The sequence below is a fragment of the Stenotrophomonas sp. YAU14D1_LEIMI4_1 genome, from assembly GCF_003086815.1.
Classification (GTDB): Bacteria; Pseudomonadota; Gammaproteobacteria; order Xanthomonadales; family Xanthomonadaceae; genus Stenotrophomonas.
Window position 1 is genome coordinate 1,851,074 of record NZ_CP025997.1, and the last position, 19,160, is coordinate 1,870,233.

Consider the following 19,160-nt stretch of genomic DNA (forward strand, 5'->3'; position numbering starts at 1 on the left):
ACGGCGCGGGCCGTCCATGGAGCTGAGATTAGGCAGGTAATTACCTGCATGTCAACGGTGCCCCGTATTGATTTCAAACCGGGCTGTCGGTGGATCGGCTCAGCGCTTCCCACTGGTCGATGCGCTGGGCCATGGCCTGCAGCTTGCCGCGCACCAGATGCAGGGCATCGCTGCCCATCAGCAGCTGGCTAGGCGGGGTGGGGTTGTCGATCACCTGCAGCATGGCCTGCGCGGCCTTCATTGGGTCGCCCAGTTGCTGGCCGCTCTTGGCCTCGCGCGCGCTGCGGATGGGGTCGAACAGTGCGTCGTAGTCTTTGATCGCGCGCGGTGCACGCACCATGGAACGGCCGGCCCAATCGGTGCGGAACGAACCGGGCGCCACCGCCGTGACATGGATGCCGAACGCGGCCACTTCCTTGCCCAGCACTTCGCTGATGCCTTCCAGCGCGAACTTGCTGCCGCAGTACCACGCAATGCCGGGCATGGTGATGAAGCCGCCCATGGAGGTGACGTTGAGGATGTGGCCACGGCGGCGCGCGCGCATGTGCGGCAGCACGGCTTTGATCAGCGCGGCCGGGCCGAACACGTTCACCTCGAACTGGTGGCGCAGTTCGTCCAGCGTGGATTCTTCCAGGATGCCTTCGTGGCCGTAGCCGGCGTTGTTGACCAGCACATCGATGGCGCCGATCTCGGTTTCAACAGCGCTGACCAGCGCGTCGATGGCCTGTGCATCGGTGACGTCCAGCAGGCGCCCGAACGCACGGCCGGGGGCGAGGGTTTCGAAGTCGCTGCACGCAGCAGGGCTGCGCACGGTGCCGACCACGCGGTGGCCGGCCAGCAGCGCCTGTTGGGCCAGGGCACGGCCGAAGCCGCTGCTGACGCCGGTGATGAAGAGGAGGCGGGAGGCCGTCATGGGGGAGGGCTCGTGTGAGGGAGCTTGCACGTTAGTGCTTGAGCGCGGCACCGCCCAGGCCTAACATTCGCCCGTTCTTGCCTATTTCTACGAGGGTGCGATGTCGCGCGATGAGCCGACCCAGCCGCAGGCACAGGCGCGCATGGTGGAACTGCTGCAGGCGCTGGCCGTGGACGAGGGCTACACGCTGACCGCGCTGCCGGGTGTGCGGCTGCTGCGTTCGGACCGGCCGCTGGCGCGCACGCCGGTGCTATACGACCCGGGCATCGTGATCGTCTGCCAGGGGGTGAAGCGCGGCTACCTCGGTGGGCAGGTCTACCAGTACGACGCGCAGCACTATCTGGCCGTGTCGGTGCCGGTGCCATTCACCATGGAAACCGAGGCCACCGCCGAGGCGCCGCTGCTGGCGATCTACCTGCACCTGGACCTGCAGTTGGCCGCCGATCTGCTGATTGAACTGGGCGAGCGCGCGGGCAGCAGCGAGGCGCCTGCGCAAAGCATGATGGCCAGCCCGATGCAGGGTGCCCTGCAGGCCACCGTGCTGCGTCTGCTGGAGGCCTTGGCCGACCCGCTGGAAGCAGATGTGCTGGGGCCATCGCTGGTGCGCGAGCTGTACTTCCGCGTGCTGACCGGTGCGCAGGGCGCGGCCATGCGCGAAGCGCTGGCAATGCGCGGGCGCTTCGGGCGCATCGGCAAGGTGCTGCGGCATATCCACGCCGCGTATTCCACTGCGCTGGATGTGGATGCGCTGGCCGCCGAGGCCGAAATGAGCGTGGCGACCTTCCATGAGCATTTCCGCAGCATTACCGGCACTTCGCCCATGCAGTACGTGAAGTCCACCCGTCTGCACCAGGCGCGGCTGCTGATGCTGCGGCAGGCGATGACTGCAGAAGCGGCATCGCTGGCGGTGGGCTATGCCAGCCCCTCGCAGTTCAACCGCGAGTTCAAGCGGCTATTCGGGTTACCGCCGGCAGCTGAGGTGGCGCGCATGCGGCGCAGCTTCGCGCTGCCAGCGCCGGTGGAAGGTGCGGTGTTTGTGTCGTCGCATTGAGCCGCTGCTGTGCATGGCGGTGCACTACCCATCACCCACCGGTAGCGCCGGGCCACGCCCGGCGAGCACAGCGGCTCAGTTGACAGTGAAGACTACCAACTAGTAGGTTAGGAGTCATGAAAGAGCAGCTCTCCCCGAAGGCACTGGAAATCCTGGCCCAGGCCCGCTCGCTGCTGGAAGCCGGTGGCTACAACGGTTTCAGCTATGCCGACGTGTCGGCGCGGGTGAACATCAGCAAGGCCAGCATCCACCACCACTTCCCCAGCAAGGCGGACCTGGTGCGCACGGTGGTGGTGCTGTACCGGGCAGAAGCCCGCGAAGGTCTGGCGCTGCTGGACCGGCAGTTGGGCGATCCGCTGAAGGAGTTGAACGCCTACGTGGATTACTGGTCCAGTTGCATTGCCGGCGGTACGTCGTCGTTCTGCATCTGCGCGATGTTGGCGGCCGAGGCGCCGTTGATTCCGTCCGAGATCGCCGAGGAAGTACGCGGCCATTTCGAGGATCTGAGCGGCTGGCTGACCGTCACCCTGGAAAAAGGCGCGGCGCAAGGGCAACTGCGCCTGCAAGGCTCGGCGGCCGACGAGGCGAAGGCCTTCATGTCGTCGGTGCATGGCGCAATGCTGGCCGCGCGTGGCTTTGGTGACGCGGCCACGTTCGCGACGCTGGCGCGCCTGGCTATCGCGCGGGTAAGCGCGGCAGCCTGAGTGTTGTGTGATGGGCCTGCGGCAGCGCAGGCCTTTCTTTTGTCCATCAACCCTACCTACTAGTAGGTTCAAATAGAGTCCGGAGTTCTTCATGGCACACCCACTATCCACCCTCGGCGCAATCCATACGGCCGTCAGCCTGATTCCTGTCCTGGCCGGGCTTTACAGCTTCATCCACCACCGCGCGATCGACCCGTCCACTCGCTCAGGCAAGGTCTATCTGGTCGGTCTGGTGCTGTCAGTGGCGACGGCATTCACCGTATCCAGTACAGGTGGGCTCAACCCGGGCCATGCGTTTGGGGTGATCGTGCTGCTGATCGCCTTTGGCGGCGTGCTGGCGGGACGCCTGCGCGTGTTGGGGCGCTTGGCGCCGTATCTGTCCACGTTCGCGTTGTCCTTCAGCTTCCTGTTGTCGTTGGTGCCGGGCACCAATGAAACGCTTACCCGTTTGCCGCTGGGGCACCCGATTGCGGCTGCGCCGTTGGCGCCGGTCGTGCTGCAGGTGTTGCTGTGCTGCGCGGTGGTGTTCGTGGTCGGGTTCGCTGCGCAGTGCTGGCGGATTGGACGTGCTGCTCGCCAATGAATGCGGCGGAACAGCAATCGCATGCTGAACAACATCGGCAGCGCCTACACTTCAGCCTGAGGTCTTCCCGTCAAGGATTAGTCGATGTTGAAGAAGAGCGAGCGATTGAAGTTGGCATTGGATGCATTCGAGGCCATGCCCCCTGCGGAGAATGCCGTTGCCGCGATGGAGCGGCTTCGCGATGCATTGCGGCAGGTTGAGGTTCAGCACTCCGGTCTACCTGACTACTCGGTGGGCCATGGCTATCAAGGACACCAGCTTCATCTTTTCGCTTACTCGGAGGCAAGTCCCTTCTGGAAGCGTCAGCCGGGTGCCGAAGCCAATCTGGTGTGCCAGTTGACTCACCACTACGCAGTATTCGGCAGCGAGGGTGGCGTAGCTGTTTTCACTCGCACTCAGTCTCTCGGCGGGAAACTGGTGTTCTGCAAACCGGACGGATTTTTCCCCACTGGGGCGGAGGACGTTCGCCTGTGGTCCGGATAGCGGGCAGCGTCAGCACCCCACCAGCCGATCCGCACTGACCGCCCCACGATGCTGGCTGCGGTATTCCGTTGGGCTGGCATCCACCAGTCCGCGGAAGTGCCGGCGGAACGATTCCTGCGAACCGAACCCGGCCTGTTCGGCCACCCATTGCAACGGCCGGTCGGTGGTTTCCAGCAGCTCGCGGGCAAACGCCACGCGCTCGCGGATGAGCCAATCGATGGGCGACAGGCCGGTGGCTTCCAGGAACTGCCGCTGCAGGGTGCGCTGGCTCAGTGCGGCCTGTTCGGCCAAGCTGGCAAGCGAGTGCGCATCGCGGATATTGCGGCGCATCCATTCCATCAGTTTCGCCAGCCGCGTGGGTTCGCCATTGGGAATGGCCCGACTGACCCGTTGGCTTCGTTCGGCATCGCGCCACGGTGCCAGCACCAGGCGTTCGGCCACCAGGTTGGCCACGCGCGCGCCGTAATCCTTGCGCACCATGTGCAGCATCATGTCCATGCCGGTGGCCGAACCGGCCGAGGTGATGATGTCGCCGGTATCGACGTAGAGCACGTCGTCGCGGACCTGCACGCGCGGGAATTCGCGGGCGAGGGTGTCGGTCAGCCGCCAGTGCGTGGTGGCCTGGCGGCCATCGAGCAGCCCGGCCCAGGCCAGCACGAACGCGCCGGAGCAGATGCTGGTGATGCGTGCGCCGCGCGCGTGGGCACGGATGAGCGCATCGAGCAGCGCCTGCGGCGGGCGTTCGCTGGGTTCGCGCCAACCGGGAATGACGATGATGTCTGCATCTTCCACCGCATCGAGCGTGTAGGGCAGCTGCACCTGCGCATTGCCGAGCATGCGCAGCGCACCGGGTTCGCCGGCGCAGACTTGGGTGCGGTACCAGGCCACGCCCAGTTCCGGGCGGATGGGCGCGAACAGGCCAACGGCGCAACCGAACTCGAACAGCCCCTGGCCGTGGCAAGCCACGATGGCAACAGTGGGGGCGGCGGGTTCGCTGTGCATGGGGTGATGCTAGCGAGGCGCGGCGGTAAGCGCAGGGATGCGCGGGCATGTGGTGATGCCCGTGGGGCATGTGCGCCAGGGGTCAGAGCCCTTTCCTGCGGAAAGGGATCTGACCCCGGTCGGGGATGGATTGCGTGCGGGGTCAGAGCCCTTTCCTTCGGAAAGGGATCCGACCCCGGCTGCGTAAGGTCATTACCAGCGGTCATGTGGCTGGCGCGATATGACGGTTGGGTGACGCGATTTCGCCTGTTGCCTGGCGGGCCGGGGCTCTTGAATGGAGGTGTGTCTCCGGCCCACCCCCAAGAGCCCCCATGCCTGCCGCCCACACGCCTGTCCTGAATACCCTTGCGGTTCTGATTGCGGCCACGCTGGCCGCTGCACCTGCCCACGCCGCCGATGCCGATGCACCGGCCAGCACGGCCAGCGCCACCTCGGCCAATCTGGCCGCGCCCACACTGGATGCGGTGGTGGTGACCGGTTCGCGCACCAGCACGCGCACGGTCAAGAACAGTTCCATCCCCATCGATGTGATCTCGGCCGAGGATCTGGCCTCCACCGGCCAGGCCAATCTGCTGGAAGCGCTGCAGCGCAGCCTACCGTCGCTCAGCCAGATTGGTGGCTACCAGAGCGACCAGGAAAGCCTGATTCGCGGCTACCAGCTGCGCAATCTGTCGCCAGGCTACACGCTGGTACTGGTGAACGGCAAACGCCGCAATGCCAGCGCCTATGTGAGTGGTGCCAACGGCGGCGGCTACCCCGGCCATGCCTGGGCCGATCTGGCGCTCATTCCGGTGTCGGCCATCGACCATGTGGAGGTGCTGCGCGATGGTGCGTCGGCCATTTACGGTTCGGACGCCATTACCGGTGTGATCAACGTGATCCTGAAATCGCAGGCGCACGGTGGCGATGTTTCCGTGGAGAGCGGGCAGAGCTTCGATGGCGATGGCACCCGCACCAGCGTGCGCGCCAATGTGGGCCTGCCCTGGGGCGAAGATGGTTTCATCAATCTGTCTGGTGAAACCACGCGCCAGCACCATGCCATCCGCACCCGGCGCTATATCGATGGTTACCTGAGCTACCCGGCGGTGGATGCCAACGGCAACCTGGTGGCGCTGCGCCCGAATAACCGTCTGCCGGCCGGTGCATCGCCGAACCCGGCCGAGGCCACGCGCGATGCGGAAGCCAACACCATCCTCAGTTCGCCTTCCTACGCATTGAAGGCCTTCGCGGTGAACGTGGGGCACGGCGTGGGCGAAAGCGTGCAGTTCTATGCCAATGCCACAGCCAGCAACCGCACGGCGCAGGCGATCCAGAACTTCCGCCTGCCGGCCACCATCTTCACTACCTACAAGGCGCCGGGCGTGTTGAGTGTGTTTCCCGACGGCTTCCTGCCAGTGCTGGAAACCAAGGAGAAGCAGTACACCGGTACGGCCGGGGTGAAGGGCCAGCTGGCGGGCTGGGACTACGACGCCAGCCTGACCGGCAACCGCAACACGGTGCGCACCTACACGCGCAATTCGGTGAACTATTCGCTGCCATACCCCGGCTCGCCCACCGATTTCTACGACGGCAAGCTGGACTACCAGCAGGGCATCGCCAACCTGGACCTGCGCCGTGGATTCGAGGTGGCGGCCTTTGCGTCGCCACTGGAAGTAAGTGCCGGCGCCGAGTACCAGCACGAGCAGTACGAGCGCGGCGCCGGACAGTGGGAGTCGTACACCGGCTTCGGCGCGGCAGCGTTCGTGGGCTATTCCACCGCCGATGCGGTGAAGGCCACGCGCAACAGCAAGGCGGTGTATGCCGGTGCGGCCACCAACATCACTTCGCGCTGGTACTTGGATGCGGCGGCGCGTTGGGAAGACCACTCTGATTTCGGCACGGTGTCCACCGGGCGGCTGACCACGCGCTTCGACTTCACCGATGCGCTGGGCGTGCGCGCCACGGTCAGCAATGGCTTCCATGCGCCCAGCCTGGGTGCGCAGTTCTACCAGGCCACCGGCAGCTGCCCGTGCGGCACTACGCTGGTGGCGCAGGTGGGTTCGCCGGCTGCCGTTGCGCTGGGCGCGACGCCGCTGAAGCCGGAAAAGGCCACCAACTACAGCCTGGGCGTGACCTGGGACCCGAGCCCAGGCTTCCATCTGGCGGTGGATGCCTACCAGATCGATATCCGCGGGCAGCTGGGGCAGTCCAGCCAGATTGGCTACAACGCGCAGGACCCGGCGCGCATCACCGACAACAGCGGCACCGTGCTGACCGCCGCGCAGAAGAACACCATCGATGCGCTGCTGGGCACGGCGGGCATCAGCATCCTGCCCGGCGATGCGTTCTACGCCAGCTACTTCACCAACGTGGGCGACACCCGCACGCGCGGCGTGGAGCTGACCCTGGAAGCGAACCAGGACACGGCGTGGGGCAAGCTGCGCTGGACGTACGCGGCCAACGTGGGCCGCACCACGATCCAGAAAGTGAGTGCGATTCCGGCCGCGCTGCAGGGCCTGCCCAACATCAATCTGCTCACCCGTTCCAGCGAATACGCACTGCGCTACCGCACCCCGCAGTACACCCAGGTGGCGGGGTTGGGATGGCAGAACGGGCGCTGGCGCTCGAACCTGGACTTCACTTACTACGGGCCGATCAAACGTCTGAACAACGGCGTGGCCTATACGCAGCCGCCGGTGCTGGTTACCAACATTTCCGGGGCGGTGGAGCTGGGCGCGGGCTGGAGCGCCGCGCTGGGGGTGAACAACGTGTTCGACAAGCGCACCCGCAAGGTACCCGAGTACGCGCGCAGTGCCACCGACGTGGCCAGCATCGAAACCACCTGGGATACCGGCGATGTGCTGAGCACGGTGGGCGCGGTGTGGTACGGGCGGGTGAACTATCGGTTCTGAGGTGTAAGGCAGTCGAGCGTGGCTCGACTCTACATGGGAGTGATTCATGTCTTCTGTAGTGAACGTTGTGGCATTGGTGGGATCGCCGACGGGGTCGGCGACATCGCGTACGTCGTTGCTGGTGCGGCATCTGCTGGTTGCGCTGCAGCAGCGGGTGCAGGCGCGGGTGGAGTGGGTGGAGCTGGCGCCGATTGCGCGCTCGCTGGGCCAGGCGCTGTCGCGCGATGAGGCCGCGCCTGCGGTGGAGCAGGCACTGCAGACCATCGAAGCGGCTGACCTGCTGGTGGTGGCTGCGCCTGTCTATCGCGGCTCGTACCCGGGTCTATTCAAGCACCTGGTGGATTTCATCGGGCTGGAGGCGCTGGTGGATACGCCGGTGCTGCTGGCCGCCACCGGCGGCAGCGAGCGCCACGCACTGGTGATCGATCACCAGCTGCGGCCGTTGTTCAGTTTCCTGCAGGCGCACACGTTGCCCATCGGGGTGTATGCCACGCCGGCCGATTTCGATGGCGAGGTGATCAACAGCGCGGCCCTGCAGGCGCGCATCGTCTTGGCTGCCGAACGGGCGGGCGGGCACCTGGCGGCGCAGGGCGTGGCGCTGCCGGTGGCGTTGCGCCGCATTGCCTGACATTGCCTGTGGTGGCCATGACGCGCAGCACTGTGCTTATGGCCAACACGCATCTGCATGGCCGGATCTGACCGCCGATTGTCGCGCACTGGCGCAGTGGCGGCGCTCGGTCTCTCTAGCATCGAAGGTGACGCGGCAGCACTACGCCGCACCTGATGAGGACTTCACTGTGGCGGTAGACGCATCCCCCAAGCCCATCCTGTTCCTGCTGGATCGCCAGTTCGAGGATGGCCAGTTGCCCGGCCAACGTTTCTTCTGCCGGCACAGCCTGCTGCTGGAAGGCGCGCTGTCCAGCATTGACGGTCTGGATGACCAGCTGGACGTGCGCCGGATCGGGTTCGCCCGGCCGCGCCGTGAGGTGATTGCCGAGATTGGCGAGCAGGACCAGTCGCTGCCCAAGCTGGTGCTGCCGCAGGGCGTGCACAGCGATCACGCCAATGGCGCGCACCAGGACCGCCAGGTGGTGTCCGGCGCCGAGCCGATTCTGGCGGCGCTGAATGCCCTGCTGGGCATTCCCGTGGCCCACCCCTGAGCGAGGACGCGCGCATGAGCTACCAGATAAGCGTATTGGACAAGAGCCCGGTGGCCGAGGGCGCAACGCCGGAGCAGGCGCTGCGCAACAGCCTGCAGTTGGCGCAGCGCGCCGAGCAGTTGGGTTACCACCGCTATTGGTTTGCCGAACACCACGCTTCGCCCACCCTGGCCAGCCCGGCGCCGGAAGTACTGGCGGCCTGGGTGCTGGCGCAGACGCGGCGCATCCGCATTGGCAGCGGCGGGGTGATGCTGCGCCACTACGCGCCGTACAAGGTGGCCGAGAACTTCAACCTGCTGGCGGCGCTGGCGCCGGGCCGGGTGGATCTGGGCGTGGGCAAGGCCCCCGGCGGCCTGCCGGCGTCGACCGCGGCGCTGGCGGCGGGGCGACCGCCGTTTGCCGATTTCGACCAGCAGCTGCGTGATCTGGAGGGCTATCTGGCCAGCACCCGCGAGGATGCGCAGGCACGGCCGGTACCGCAGACTGCGCCCGAACGCTTCCTGCTGGGCGCGAGCCCGCACAGTGCGCGCCAGGCTGCCGAACTGGGTTGGCGCTTCGTCTACGCGGCGCACTTCGACGGCGACCCGCGGCACATTGAATCGGCGTTCGATGCCTACCGTGCGCTGTCCATGCAACCGCCGTTGCTGGCCACAGTGGCCTTCGCTGCGCCCACCGCCGAAGCAGCGGCGCGGCATATCGGCGCGCTGCGCGTGTACAAGCTGCATCTGGCGCCTGGGCAGACGGTGAACCTGCCGAGCCCGGAAGCGGCAGCCGAGTACGCCCGCCAGTTGGGTGTGGCCGAGTTCCGTATCGAGGAAACCGTCCCCAGCGTGCTGTCCGGCGATGCCGCCCACGTGCGCGCAGAACTGGACGCGTTGCACCGCCGCTTCGGCGTGGGCGAATTCATCCTGGACGCGCCGGTGGCCGACCTGGATGCACGCCTGACCTCCCTTGAACTGCTGTCGCCCGCACCGCGCGCGGCGGTGGCCTGACCTGCAGGAGATTCCCCCATGAGCACGACCCCGCGTCCCATTCCGTTCGGCATCATGTTGCAGGGCCCTGGCAGCCACATGCATGCGTGGAAGCACGCATCGAACCCGGCCGATGCCAGCGTGAACCTGCAGTTCTACATCGACATTGCGCGTACCGCCGAAGACAACGGCATCGCCTTCGGCTTCGTGGCTGATGGCCTGTACATCAACGAGAAGTCCATTCCGCACTTCCTCAACCGCTTCGAGCCGATCTCGCTGCTGTCCGCACTCGCCACGGCGACGAAGAAGATCGGCCTGGCGGGGACGTTGTCCACGTCCTACAGCGATCCGTTCACGGTGGCGCGTCAGTTTGCCTCGCTGGATCTGCTCAGTGGTGGCCGCGCCGGCTGGAACGTGGTGACATCGCCGCTGGAGGGGTCGGGCCGCAACTACGGCCGCCCGCACCCGGAACATGCGCTGCGTTACCAGATTGCCGATGAGTACCTGGAGGTGGTGCAGGGCCTGTGGGATTCCTGGGATGACGATGCGTTCGTGCGCGAACGCGACAGTGGCGTGTTCTTCGCACCGGAGAAATTCCGCCGCCTGGACCACAAGGGGCGCTTCTTCCAGGTGGAAGGACCGCTGAACATCCAGCGCTCGCCACAGGGCCAGCCGGTGATCTTCCAGGCCGGCTCTTCCGACGATGGCATTGCATTGGCGGGCAAGTATGCCGATGCAGTGTTCACCCATTCGCCGTCGCTGGAAGGAACCCGTGCCTTCACCCAGAAGGTGAAGAATTCGGCGATTGCCCATGGCCGCAGCGCGGCGGACGTGAAGATCTTCCCCGGCATCGGCCCGATCGTGGGGCGCACCGCCGAAGAGGCCGAGGCCAAGTACCAGGCCATTGCCGCACTGGCGGGGCTGGACGATGCGCTGGCCTACCTGGGGCGCTTCTTCGACCATCACGATTTCAGCCAATACGACCCGGACGCGCCGTTCCCGGAACTGGGCGAGGTGGGCAGCAATTCGTTCCGCTCCGCCACCGACCGCATCAAACAGGATGCGCGCACCCAAGGCCTGACCCTGCGCCAGGTGGCGCTGCAGGCGGTAAGCCCGCGGCCGAACTTCATTGGTACGCCCGAACAGGTGGCCGACGAACTGATCCGCTGGTTCGATGCCGGTGCCAGTGATGGCTTCATCCTGGGCTTTGCCGCGCAGCGCGAAGGGCTGGATGACTTCGTGAACCTGGTGCTGCCGATCCTGCAGGCGCGGGGTTACCACCAGCGTGAGCTGCAGGGGCAGACCCTGCGCGACAACCTGGCGTTGCCGTACAAGGCCAGCCGGCATGCGGTCGATGCCGCGCCAGCGCAGAAGGTGGGGTAGGGCGATGAGCGGAGACATTTCGGTAGCGCCGGGCCACCCTCAGCGCGTTTCCGCAGCGACCGGCGTGCTGCCGGAGATCGCGGCACGCGCTGCCGAGGCCATCGCAATCCGCCATGACCTGCACCGCCACCCGGAACTGGCGTTCGAGGAGCACCGCACCAGCGCCCGCGTAGCGGAGTTGCTGCAGCACTGGGGCTATGCGGTGACCACCGGCGTGGGCGGCACTGGCGTGGTCGCTACGCTGCAGCGTGGCACGGGCACGCGCCGGCTGGGCCTGCGCGCGGACATGGACGCGTTGCCGATCGCCGAGGAATCCGGCCTGGCCTATGCCAGCCAGAACGAAGGCCTGATGCACGCCTGCGGCCACGATGGCCACACCGCCATCCTGCTGTCGGCGGCGCATTACTTGGCCCATCATGGGCGCTTCAGCGGCACCCTGCACCTGGTGCTCCAGCCGGCCGAAGAAACCGGTTCGGGCGCATCGAAGATGATCGACGACGGCCTGTTCGAGCGCTTCCCGGTGGATGCGATCTACGGTCTGCACAACTGGCCGGGCGTGCCGGTGGGGCATTTCGGCTTCGTGGATGGCCCGGCGATGGCATCGGTGGATTGGGCGCGGCTGAAGGTGATCGGCAAGGGCGGGCATGGCGCCGAGCCGCAGGGCAGCGTGGACCCGATCCTGGCGGCGGCGCATATCGTGACCGCGCTGCAGAGCGTGGTGTCGCGCAATGTCGACCCGCGGCAGATGGGCGTGGTGACGGTGGGCTCGATCCACGGTGGCCAGGCAGCCAACGTGATTCCCGATGCGGTGGAACTGACCCTGACCGTGCGCGCCTACCTGCCGGAGGTGCGTGACACCCTGCGGCGGCGGGTGATCGAGATTGCCGAGCAGACCGCTTCGGCATTTGGCGCGCGCGTGGAGATTTCCTTCCCGCGCGGCTTCCCCAGTGTGATCAACCACGCCGAGCAGACCGCGCTGGTGCGTGATCTTGCGCTGCAGGCGTTTGGCCGCGAGCAGGTGGTGGCCGACTTCGCACCGCGCACGGCCAGTGAGGATTTCGCCTTCCTGCTGCAGGCGCGTCCGGGCAGCTTCATCTTCGTCGGCAACGGTGACAGCGCTTCGCTGCACAGCCCGCGCTACGTCTTCAACGATGCAGCCATTGCGCCGGCCGCCAGCCTGTGGGCGCGGCTGGCCGAACACTATCTGGTGGAGGAGGCGGCATGAGTACGGTGTTTGAAAACGAGCGCTTCCTGTATACCGGCGTGGACGATCCGCTGGCACGGCCGCTGTTCGATGGGCTGGAACAGGAATACGACAGCCGCTACGCCGATGTGCGGCGGCGCATTGGCGGCAGCGCCCGCGAGGAACTGCAGCGCTACCCCGCGCAGGCGTTTGCCGCGCCGGTGGGCGCGTTCGTACTGCTGCTGCGCGACGGCGTGGCCATTTCCGGTGGCGCCTTCATGCCGCACCGCGATGCCGACACCGCCGAGTTCAAGCGCATCTGGACGCTGCCCGGCCTGCGCCGTCAGGGCATTGCGCGGCGGGTGCTGCAGGAACTGGAGGCGCAGGCCGCACGCCAAGGCTACCGGCGCGTGTTCCTGACCACCGGCTTCCGCCAACCCGAGGCCGTGGGCCTGTACCTGAGCCACGGCTACACGGCGCTGTTCGACCTGCACGCCGACCCGGAAACCATCGCGCATCTGCCGTTCGAAAAGAGGTTGCGCGCGCCGCAGCCGGGGGCAGGCGCGGTGGTTGCCGCACGCCAGGCGGTGCATGCATGAGCACGCCTTCGACCGCGCTGGAAGGACTGGCCACGCGCGCTGCCGCTGCACCGGCATTGAAGATCGTACCCGCACGGCACCCGCTGCAGGTGGTGGGTACGCTGCTGGCGTTGGCGCTGATCCTGATCGGCCTGCAGTCGGTGCTGGGCAACCCGCGCTGGGGCTGGGGTACGTTCGCCGAATGGTTCTTCGCCAAGCCGGTGTTGGAAGGGCTGGGGCGCACGCTGCTGCTGACCGCACTGGGCACCGGGCTGGGCTTTGCGCTGGGCACGCTGCTGGCGCTGGCGCGGGTATCCGGCTCGCCGCTGCTGGCGGCGGTGTCGTGGGGCTATGTGTGGCTGTTCCGCTCGATTCCGCTGCTGGTGCTGTTGCTGCTGCTGAACAACCTGGGCTACCTGTACAGCACCATTGAACTGGGCGTGCCGTTCACCGGCATGAGCCTGTTCTCGTACCCGACCACGCAGCTGATCGGCGTGTTCACCGCGGCGGTGCTGGGCCTGACCTTGAACCAGGCAGCGTTCTCGGCCGAGGTGATCCGTGGCGGCATTCTGTCGGTGGACCATGGCCAATATGAAGCGGCGGCCGCACTTGGCCTGCCGCGCGGGCGCCAGGTGCGCCGCATCATCCTGCCGCAGGCGATGCGATCGATCCTGCCGGCGGCCTTCAACGATGTGATCGGGCTGGCCAAGAGCACCTCGGTGGTCTACGTGCTGGCGCTGCCCGAGCTGTTCTACACCGTACAGGTGATCTACCGCCGCAACCTGGAAGTGGTGCCGCTGCTGATGGTGGCCACGGTCTGGTACCTGGTGATCCTGACCGTGTTGTCGCTGCTGCAGCGGCGGGTGGAGCAGCGCTTTGCGCGTGGCCAGCTGCAGCGCGAGCGCAGCGTATCGCGGGTGTCGTCGGTACCGCGTGCGCGCGCTGCTGTGCCCGGGGATGGTGATCGCCCACGCGTGGCGGTGCCGCTGGAAGCCGGGCAGGGGGCGGCAGTGACCCTGCATGGCGTGGGCAAGGTGTTCGACGAGCAGGTGGTGCTGGACGATGTGAGCCTGGACCTGCGCGCGGGCAGCGTGACGGTGTTGATTGGTCCTTCGGGTGCTGGCAAATCCACGCTGCTGCGGCTGATCAACCATCTGGAGCGCGCCGACAGCGGCTATGTGAGCGTGGCCGGTCAGCTGATCGGTTACCGCCGCGACGGTGACACCCTGTACGAACTGCCCGAGCGTGAGATCCGTCGCCGCCGCGCCGAGATCGGCATGGTGTTCCAGGGATTCAACCTGTTCCCGCACCTGACCGCGCTGGAAAACATCATGGAAGCGCCGATCGCGGTACGCGGGGTATCGCGCGTGCAGGCCGAGCAGCAGGCACGTACGTTGCTGCAGCGGGTGGGCTTGGCCGACAAGGCCGATGCGTTCCCGCGGCAGTTGTCCGGCGGCCAGCAGCAGCGCATTGCGATTGCGCGCGCGCTGGCGCTGCAGCCGAAGGTGCTGCTGTTCGATGAACCGACTTCGGCACTGGACCCGGAGCTGGTGGCCGAAGTGCTGAGTGTGATCGAGGAACTGGCGCGCTCGGGGACCACCCTGGTGATTGTGACCCACGAACTGTCTTTCGCCCGCCGCGTGGCCGACCACGTAGTGATGATGGACCAGGGCCGGGTGATCGAGCAGGGCACGCCCGAGGCACTGTTCGAGCGCCCGCGCCAGCAACGCACCGCCGATTTCCTTGCCAAGACCCTGTAACCCTTTCGAGTGAACCCATGAGCCCTGCATCTCACCGTCGTCCTTCGCGCAGCACGTTGCTGGTTGTGGGTGTGCTGGTGATCGGCATTGCCGGCATTGTCTATTCGCGCGTGCGCCAGGCACCGGCGCCGGTGCCGGCTGCCAGCGTTACCTTGGCCGGCGCCGACGCGCCGGTGCTGCGCGGCACGCCGGACCCCAAGGCGCAGGCGCTGCTGCCGCCCGGCTACCGTTTCGTGACCCCGGGCGTGCTGACCGTGGCCACCCACCCGGCGCAGCTGCCGTTGGCCGACTATGGTGCCGACAGCAAGCGGGTGATTGGCGTGGAGCCGGACATCGCACAGCTGATTGCCGATGGCCTGGGCCTGAAGCTGGTGCTGGTGCCGGTAGCGTGGGCCGACTGGCCGCTGGGCCTGGAATCGGGCAAGTACGATGCGGTGTTGTCGAACGTGACGGTGACCGAAGAGCGCAAGAAGAAGTTCGATTTTTCCAGCTACCGGTTTGACCTGTTAGGCATCTACACGCGTACCGACGGGCCGATCCAGAAGATCGAAAAGCCTGCCGATGTGGCAGGGCTGAAAGTGGTGGTGGGCGCCAGCACCAACCAGGACCAGATTCTGCGGCACTGGGACCAGCAGAATATTGCCGCGGGCTTGAAGCCGGTGGAGTACCAGTACTTCGATGATGCGGTGGTGGGGCGGTTGGCGGTGATTACCGGGCGCGCCGATGTGTCGTTTGAACCGAATGCGACCGGCGCCTATTCGGCGCGCGATGGCAAGGTGCGCCGCGTGGGGCTGTTCCCCGGCGGCTGGCCGGATTCGGCGGCGATTTCAGCAACCACGCGCAAGGGCAGCGGGCTGGCCGATGCGATTACCCAGGCGTTGAACACGCAGATTGAAAGCGGCACGTATGCGCAGGCGCTGCAGCGTTGGAACTTGGCTGAGGAAGCCGTGCCGCAGTCGCAGACCAACCCGCCGGGGTTGCCGGGGTTCTGATGTGGGTGTGCCAACCAAGGTTGGCACCTACCGGAATGCGAGGGGCTGTGCTTTGGTAGGCGTCGACCTTGGTCGGCGCAGGGCGTGCCAACCAAGGTTGGCACCTACCGGAATGCGAGGGGCTGTGCTTTGGTAGGCGTCGACCTTGGTCGACGCAGGACGTGCCAACCAAGGTTGGCACCTACCAAGGCAAAACGTGCCTACCAAGGCGGGGGGTGCCAACCAAGGTTGGCACCCACCCGACCCGGGTCACGGCCAGCGCGCTTCAAGCGTCTTGAACGGTTCAGGCAGACGCACACCCTCAGCATTGAAGTCACTGACCGGTCGCCCATCCACGCGCACGTCCTTCGGCAGGGTGCGGCTGGGCCACCACACACGCACGGCGGTGTCCTTGCGCAGGCCCTGGCCCAGCGTGACCCGCAAGGTGCCATCGCGCTGGCGGGCCTGCATCTGCAGCGTGCCGTAGGCGGTGGGCAGGCGGTCCACGGCCAGGCCTTCACCCGCTACCCAGGAAGGGGGCGCCCCCGGCAGCAGCGACAGCGCGTCGTCGTCTTCGCGCATCAGCATGCCGAACAGGGTGCGGCCGTATTCGGCGCCGATCCAGGTGTGCGGCATGTCGCCCAGGTAGCGCGGGAAGCGCAGCCGGGAATGCACCACTTCTGCCAGCACCTGCCATTGCAGCGGCCGGCGATCGCGCAGCAGGCCCTGCAGCAGTTCGTCGGCTGCTTCAGGCTGGCCCAGGTGTACGTAGCTCAGTACGTTGCGGATCTCGTACGGCGTGTAGGCATACAGCGCGCCGGGCTGGTTACGCTTGCGCACATCGTCCAGGTAGCGGGCGAAGGTGGTGCGCAGGGCCTCGGCGGGCAGCACGCTCTGCGCGCCGGTGGGATCCAGTGCGATCGACACACCGGTCGGGTCGCCGTCGCCGAGGTCTGCCGAGGACGGAATGAAGTCGATGCCCTTCCATTCCATGGTCGCGCGGATAGAGGCATGCAGTGCGTCATACAGCGCCTTGTACTGTTCGCGCGCCCACGTTGCGGTTTCATGGTCGCCCAGCGATTCGGCCAGCCACGCACCATCATGCCAGCCCTTCAGGCCCCAGTAGTCGTCCCAGTAACTGTGGGTGGGTGAGGGGTAGCCTTCGTGGCTGATCGACGGCGCCAGAATGCCGGCGAAGCGCTCCGGCGACGGCTGGTCGGCCATGTAGCCCGGCACCAGAGTGCGTTCGCGCAGTTCCTGCAGGAAACGCAGCGCGGCCTTCACCTTGGGCAGATAGGCGCGCACGCTTTCCGGCCCACCATCCAGCCGTGCGACGTCGGCGACAAGGGTGATGTACTGGCCCTGGCTGTCGTACTCGATGTCCGAGCCGAAGCCGGTATTCACGCTGCCATCGTCGTTGAGGATGGGGGACACCAGGCCGTTGTCATGCACGCCGTGTTCGCTGTACCAGGCCAGGTAGTCGCGCGCGACCTTGGCTTCGCCCATGCGCAGCAGCACGGCCGAGGTCGCCATGCCATCGCGGATGAAGGAACGGTTGTAGTTGCGTGGGCCGGGCTGCATGGCCGGACCGGTCTGGTTGATCAGCATGTAAGCGGCCTGCGCGCGCAGCATGTCCACCAGCGAAGGATCGGGCAGGCGCAGGCCGACCTGGCCCAGCCGTGCCTGCCAATCGTTGGAGGCGCGGCTGGCCAGCGTGTCGAAGGCCGTGCTGCCGTCGCGTGGCAGCGATGCCAGGTCCAGGGGCGGTGCCTGCGGCAGCACGCCATTGGCATCAGCGTTGGCGGTGCCCAGCGGGAAGGCCACCACGACGGCTTCGCTGGCACCGGGGGCCAGGCGGATGCGATAGCTTAACGCCGCCGCGGCCAGCCCGGCCGCATCGCTGGCCTGCTTCGCTGCTGGCAGCTGTCCGCTGGCGATGGCCGCGGTGATTTCGGTTTCGCCTTCGTTGCCGAACGGCGCGCTGCCTGCGGCGTCGATCGAGGTGAGTGAGTGCAGCAGGGTTCGGCCGTTCACGCGCACGGCGTTGCCTGCAACGGCCACCTCGCGGATCGGCGACAGCCCGCCGTTCTGCCACGGTGGGTTCATCTGCATCGGTCGCACGGCCAGGCTCAGCGTGCCTTCGATCGCTGTAGTGCCGGTGTTGTGCAGACGATGGCGCACGAAGGTGACCGGCTGACCGTCGCGCTCGATGGCGAAGGCCTCGCTGCGCAGTTCCAGCCCCGGCTGCGGCGACCAGGTGGCCGATGGCATCGGCTTCCAGCCATCGCGAAGGGCGTGCTGCACCGGGTGTCCTGCGGCGCCGGCGGCGCGGCCATCGGCGCTGCGCCAGATCGGTTGAACCAGCGGCGCACCCTTGAAGGCCTCGATGTTGCCGTACTCGTCGAAGATGGATTTCTGACGGCCCGCGTGCACTCCCACGGCCGTCCAATATGTCTGCTGCATGTGCAGCGAGGTAGGGAACAATGCGCGCTGCGCGCCGCTGGCAGCGATCTGGTAGCGCTTCATCGGTGTCATCACGGCCTTCGGGCCGAGCAGGCGGATGCGTTTGACCTGCGGCGCATCGCCTTGCACGGTCAGCCGCAGCGCCTGCAGGTCGAGTGGTGCATCTGCCGCCAGCCAACTCTGCTGGCGCGTGGCGGCCTGCGCATCGCGCGCCAGCTCGTGCCAGCGACCTTGCGCGTCCTGTGCCTGCAGCCGTGCGGCGCCGTGCACGCTGGCCCAGTCCACCGCCAGCCCGGTGCTGGGCTGGGCGCGGGGCAGGATGATGTCGAGCGTGTGGCTGCCGTCCTTGCCGGCGGGTAGGGCAACCGTGCCGCCGCCCTGCCACAGCGCAGCGGATTGGGTGGCCTTCAGCCCGGGCACCCGTGCGCTGAGCGCGGTGTCGAGCGGTTCCATTTCGAAGATGGACACACCCCAGTCGGACGTGCGCTGCGGGCTGGCCAGGCGCAGGTAGCGGGCCTGGCGGGGCGCAAAGTACAGGGTCTCGATGCCGCCCAGCGAATCGGCCATGACGTACGCCGTCTGCCAGTGGGTGCCATCGAGCGAGGTCTGCAGCGAATAGGCTTCGGGGTTGGAGACATCCCAGGTGAGGCGCGCGCCTGCCAGCATTGCCGGTTTACCCAGATCGATCTGGAACCAATGGCCGGGGCTGAACGCGCCACCGGTCACCGTCTTCGGATCGTTGTCGATCAGGTGGCTGATCGCCATCGCCGGAACCTGCTGCGATGAGGCGCTGGCCTGCCATTGCGCGCGCGGTGGCAGGTTCTGTGCGCTGACCGCTGCCGCCAGTGCGAGGGTGGGCAGCAGCAGTGCCTGGGCGAGGCGTCGGTGCGGCGGGGAAGTTGTGCAGCGGTCGGCGCAGAGCGTCATTGCGAAGGCCTCACATGAGCACGGCCCGGGAACGGGCAGGGCTACGCTAGCAAGGCATGTAAGCGGTTACATGACGCATCGCAGTATGTGGGCGGGTCAGCGTAGGGACGGCGTGCCAACCAAGGTTGGCACCTATC

At 66.8% G+C, this 19,160-nt stretch carries 16 protein-coding genes; 13 read left to right on the top strand and 3 right to left on the bottom strand.

Annotation, left to right across the window (positions count from 1 at the left end):
- Positions 1–73: 73 nt before the first annotated feature.
- On the bottom strand, positions 74–913 hold the full coding sequence (locus tag C1932_RS08610; RefSeq protein WP_108761839.1) for an oxidoreductase: 840 nt from the start codon (positions 911–913) through the stop codon (positions 74–76).
- Between the two features lie 100 nt (positions 914–1,013).
- Here C1932_RS08610 and C1932_RS08615 point away from each other — a divergent pair, with 100 nt between their 5' ends.
- The 4 genes from C1932_RS08615 to C1932_RS08630 all read left to right on the top strand — a co-directional run bounded on the left by C1932_RS08615 (position 1,014) and on the right by C1932_RS08630 (position 3,734).
- Positions 1,014–1,964, top strand: a complete 951-nt coding sequence (locus C1932_RS08615) for an AraC family transcriptional regulator (protein ID WP_108761840.1) — start codon at positions 1,014–1,016, stop codon at positions 1,962–1,964.
- Positions 1,965–2,080: 116 nt separating this feature from the next.
- Positions 2,081–2,668 (top strand): TetR/AcrR family transcriptional regulator, encoded by a 588-nt coding sequence (locus tag C1932_RS08620; protein WP_108761841.1) that lies wholly within the window; start codon positions 2,081–2,083, stop codon positions 2,666–2,668.
- Positions 2,669–2,759: 91 nt separating this feature from the next.
- Positions 2,760–3,251, top strand: coding sequence for a hypothetical protein (locus tag C1932_RS08625; protein WP_108761842.1), 492 nt, complete (start codon positions 2,760–2,762; stop codon positions 3,249–3,251).
- An 84-nt stretch (positions 3,252–3,335) separates the two neighbouring features.
- Positions 3,336–3,734 carry a hypothetical protein gene (locus tag C1932_RS08630; protein WP_108761843.1) on the top strand — a complete coding sequence of 133 codons (399 nt, stop codon included), beginning with the start codon at positions 3,336–3,338 and terminating at the stop codon, positions 3,732–3,734.
- 9 nt (positions 3,735–3,743) lie between these two features.
- Here C1932_RS08630 and C1932_RS08635 read toward each other — a convergent pair whose 3' ends face one another.
- Positions 3,744–4,736 (bottom strand): helix-turn-helix domain-containing protein, encoded by a 993-nt coding sequence (locus C1932_RS08635; protein WP_108761844.1) that lies wholly within the window; start codon positions 4,734–4,736, stop codon positions 3,744–3,746.
- Positions 4,737–5,047: 311 nt separating this feature from the next.
- Here C1932_RS08635 and C1932_RS08640 point away from each other — a divergent pair, with 311 nt between their 5' ends.
- The 9 genes from C1932_RS08640 (at position 5,048) to C1932_RS08680 (ending at position 15,654) form a co-directional block, all read left to right on the top strand.
- Positions 5,048–7,627, top strand: coding sequence for a TonB-dependent receptor (locus C1932_RS08640; protein WP_108761845.1), 2,580 nt, complete (start codon positions 5,048–5,050; stop codon positions 7,625–7,627).
- 46 nt (positions 7,628–7,673) lie between these two features.
- Complete coding sequence (gene msuE, locus C1932_RS08645; RefSeq protein WP_108761846.1) at positions 7,674–8,255, top strand: FMN reductase; 582 nt, start codon at positions 7,674–7,676, stop codon at positions 8,253–8,255.
- A 169-nt stretch (positions 8,256–8,424) separates the two neighbouring features.
- Positions 8,425–8,787 carry a DUF3088 family protein gene (locus C1932_RS08650; RefSeq protein ID WP_108761847.1) on the top strand — a complete coding sequence of 121 codons (363 nt, stop codon included), beginning with the start codon at positions 8,425–8,427 and terminating at the stop codon, positions 8,785–8,787.
- Between the two features lie 14 nt (positions 8,788–8,801).
- Positions 8,802–9,779, top strand: a complete 978-nt coding sequence (locus C1932_RS08655; RefSeq protein ID WP_108761848.1) for an MsnO8 family LLM class oxidoreductase — start codon at positions 8,802–8,804, stop codon at positions 9,777–9,779.
- A gap of 18 nt (positions 9,780–9,797) precedes the next feature.
- On the top strand, positions 9,798–11,141 hold the full coding sequence (locus C1932_RS08660) for an LLM class flavin-dependent oxidoreductase (protein WP_108761849.1): 1,344 nt from the start codon (positions 9,798–9,800) through the stop codon (positions 11,139–11,141).
- A 4-nt stretch (positions 11,142–11,145) separates the two neighbouring features.
- Complete coding sequence (locus tag C1932_RS08665; RefSeq protein ID WP_108761850.1) at positions 11,146–12,366, top strand: M20 aminoacylase family protein; 1,221 nt, start codon at positions 11,146–11,148, stop codon at positions 12,364–12,366.
- Between the two features lie 5 nt (positions 12,367–12,371).
- Entirely contained in the window at positions 12,372–12,923 is a 552-nt protein-coding gene (locus C1932_RS08670; protein WP_108763397.1) for a GNAT family N-acetyltransferase, read from the top strand.
- Positions 12,920–14,662 (top strand): amino acid ABC transporter permease/ATP-binding protein, encoded by a 1,743-nt coding sequence (locus tag C1932_RS20155; protein ID WP_108761851.1) that lies wholly within the window; start codon positions 12,920–12,922, stop codon positions 14,660–14,662. The genes C1932_RS08670 and C1932_RS20155 overlap by 4 nt, the downstream gene beginning before the upstream one ends.
- A 17-nt stretch (positions 14,663–14,679) precedes the next feature.
- Entirely contained in the window at positions 14,680–15,654 is a 975-nt protein-coding gene (locus C1932_RS08680; RefSeq protein WP_108761852.1) for an ABC transporter substrate-binding protein, read from the top strand.
- Between the two features lie 249 nt (positions 15,655–15,903).
- Here C1932_RS08680 and C1932_RS08685 read toward each other — a convergent pair whose 3' ends face one another.
- On the bottom strand, positions 15,904–19,023 hold the full coding sequence (locus tag C1932_RS08685) for a discoidin domain-containing protein (protein WP_108761853.1): 3,120 nt from the start codon (positions 19,021–19,023) through the stop codon (positions 15,904–15,906).
- Between the last annotated feature and the right edge of the window lie 137 nt (positions 19,024–19,160).

Coding starts and splice junctions, on each gene's coding strand:
- C1932_RS08610 (WP_108761839.1), bottom strand. CDS start 913: ATGACGGCCTCCCGCCTCCTCTTCATCACCGGCGTCAGCAGCGGCTTC.
- C1932_RS08615 (WP_108761840.1), top strand. CDS start 1,014: ATGTCGCGCGATGAGCCGACCCAGCCGCAGGCACAGGCGCGCATGGTG.
- C1932_RS08620 (WP_108761841.1), top strand. CDS start 2,081: ATGAAAGAGCAGCTCTCCCCGAAGGCACTGGAAATCCTGGCCCAGGCC.
- C1932_RS08625 (WP_108761842.1), top strand. CDS start 2,760: ATGGCACACCCACTATCCACCCTCGGCGCAATCCATACGGCCGTCAGC.
- C1932_RS08630 (WP_108761843.1), top strand. CDS start 3,336: ATGTTGAAGAAGAGCGAGCGATTGAAGTTGGCATTGGATGCATTCGAG.
- C1932_RS08635 (WP_108761844.1), bottom strand. CDS start 4,736: ATGCACAGCGAACCCGCCGCCCCCACTGTTGCCATCGTGGCTTGCCAC.
- C1932_RS08640 (WP_108761845.1), top strand. CDS start 5,048: ATGCCTGCCGCCCACACGCCTGTCCTGAATACCCTTGCGGTTCTGATT.
- msuE (WP_108761846.1), top strand. CDS start 7,674: ATGTCTTCTGTAGTGAACGTTGTGGCATTGGTGGGATCGCCGACGGGG.
- C1932_RS08655 (WP_108761848.1), top strand. CDS start 8,802: ATGAGCTACCAGATAAGCGTATTGGACAAGAGCCCGGTGGCCGAGGGC.
- C1932_RS08660 (WP_108761849.1), top strand. CDS start 9,798: ATGAGCACGACCCCGCGTCCCATTCCGTTCGGCATCATGTTGCAGGGC.
- C1932_RS08665 (WP_108761850.1), top strand. CDS start 11,146: ATGAGCGGAGACATTTCGGTAGCGCCGGGCCACCCTCAGCGCGTTTCC.
- C1932_RS20155 (WP_108761851.1), top strand. CDS start 12,920: ATGAGCACGCCTTCGACCGCGCTGGAAGGACTGGCCACGCGCGCTGCC.
- C1932_RS08680 (WP_108761852.1), top strand. CDS start 14,680: ATGAGCCCTGCATCTCACCGTCGTCCTTCGCGCAGCACGTTGCTGGTT.
- C1932_RS08685 (WP_108761853.1), bottom strand. CDS start 19,023: ATGACGCTCTGCGCCGACCGCTGCACAACTTCCCCGCCGCACCGACGC.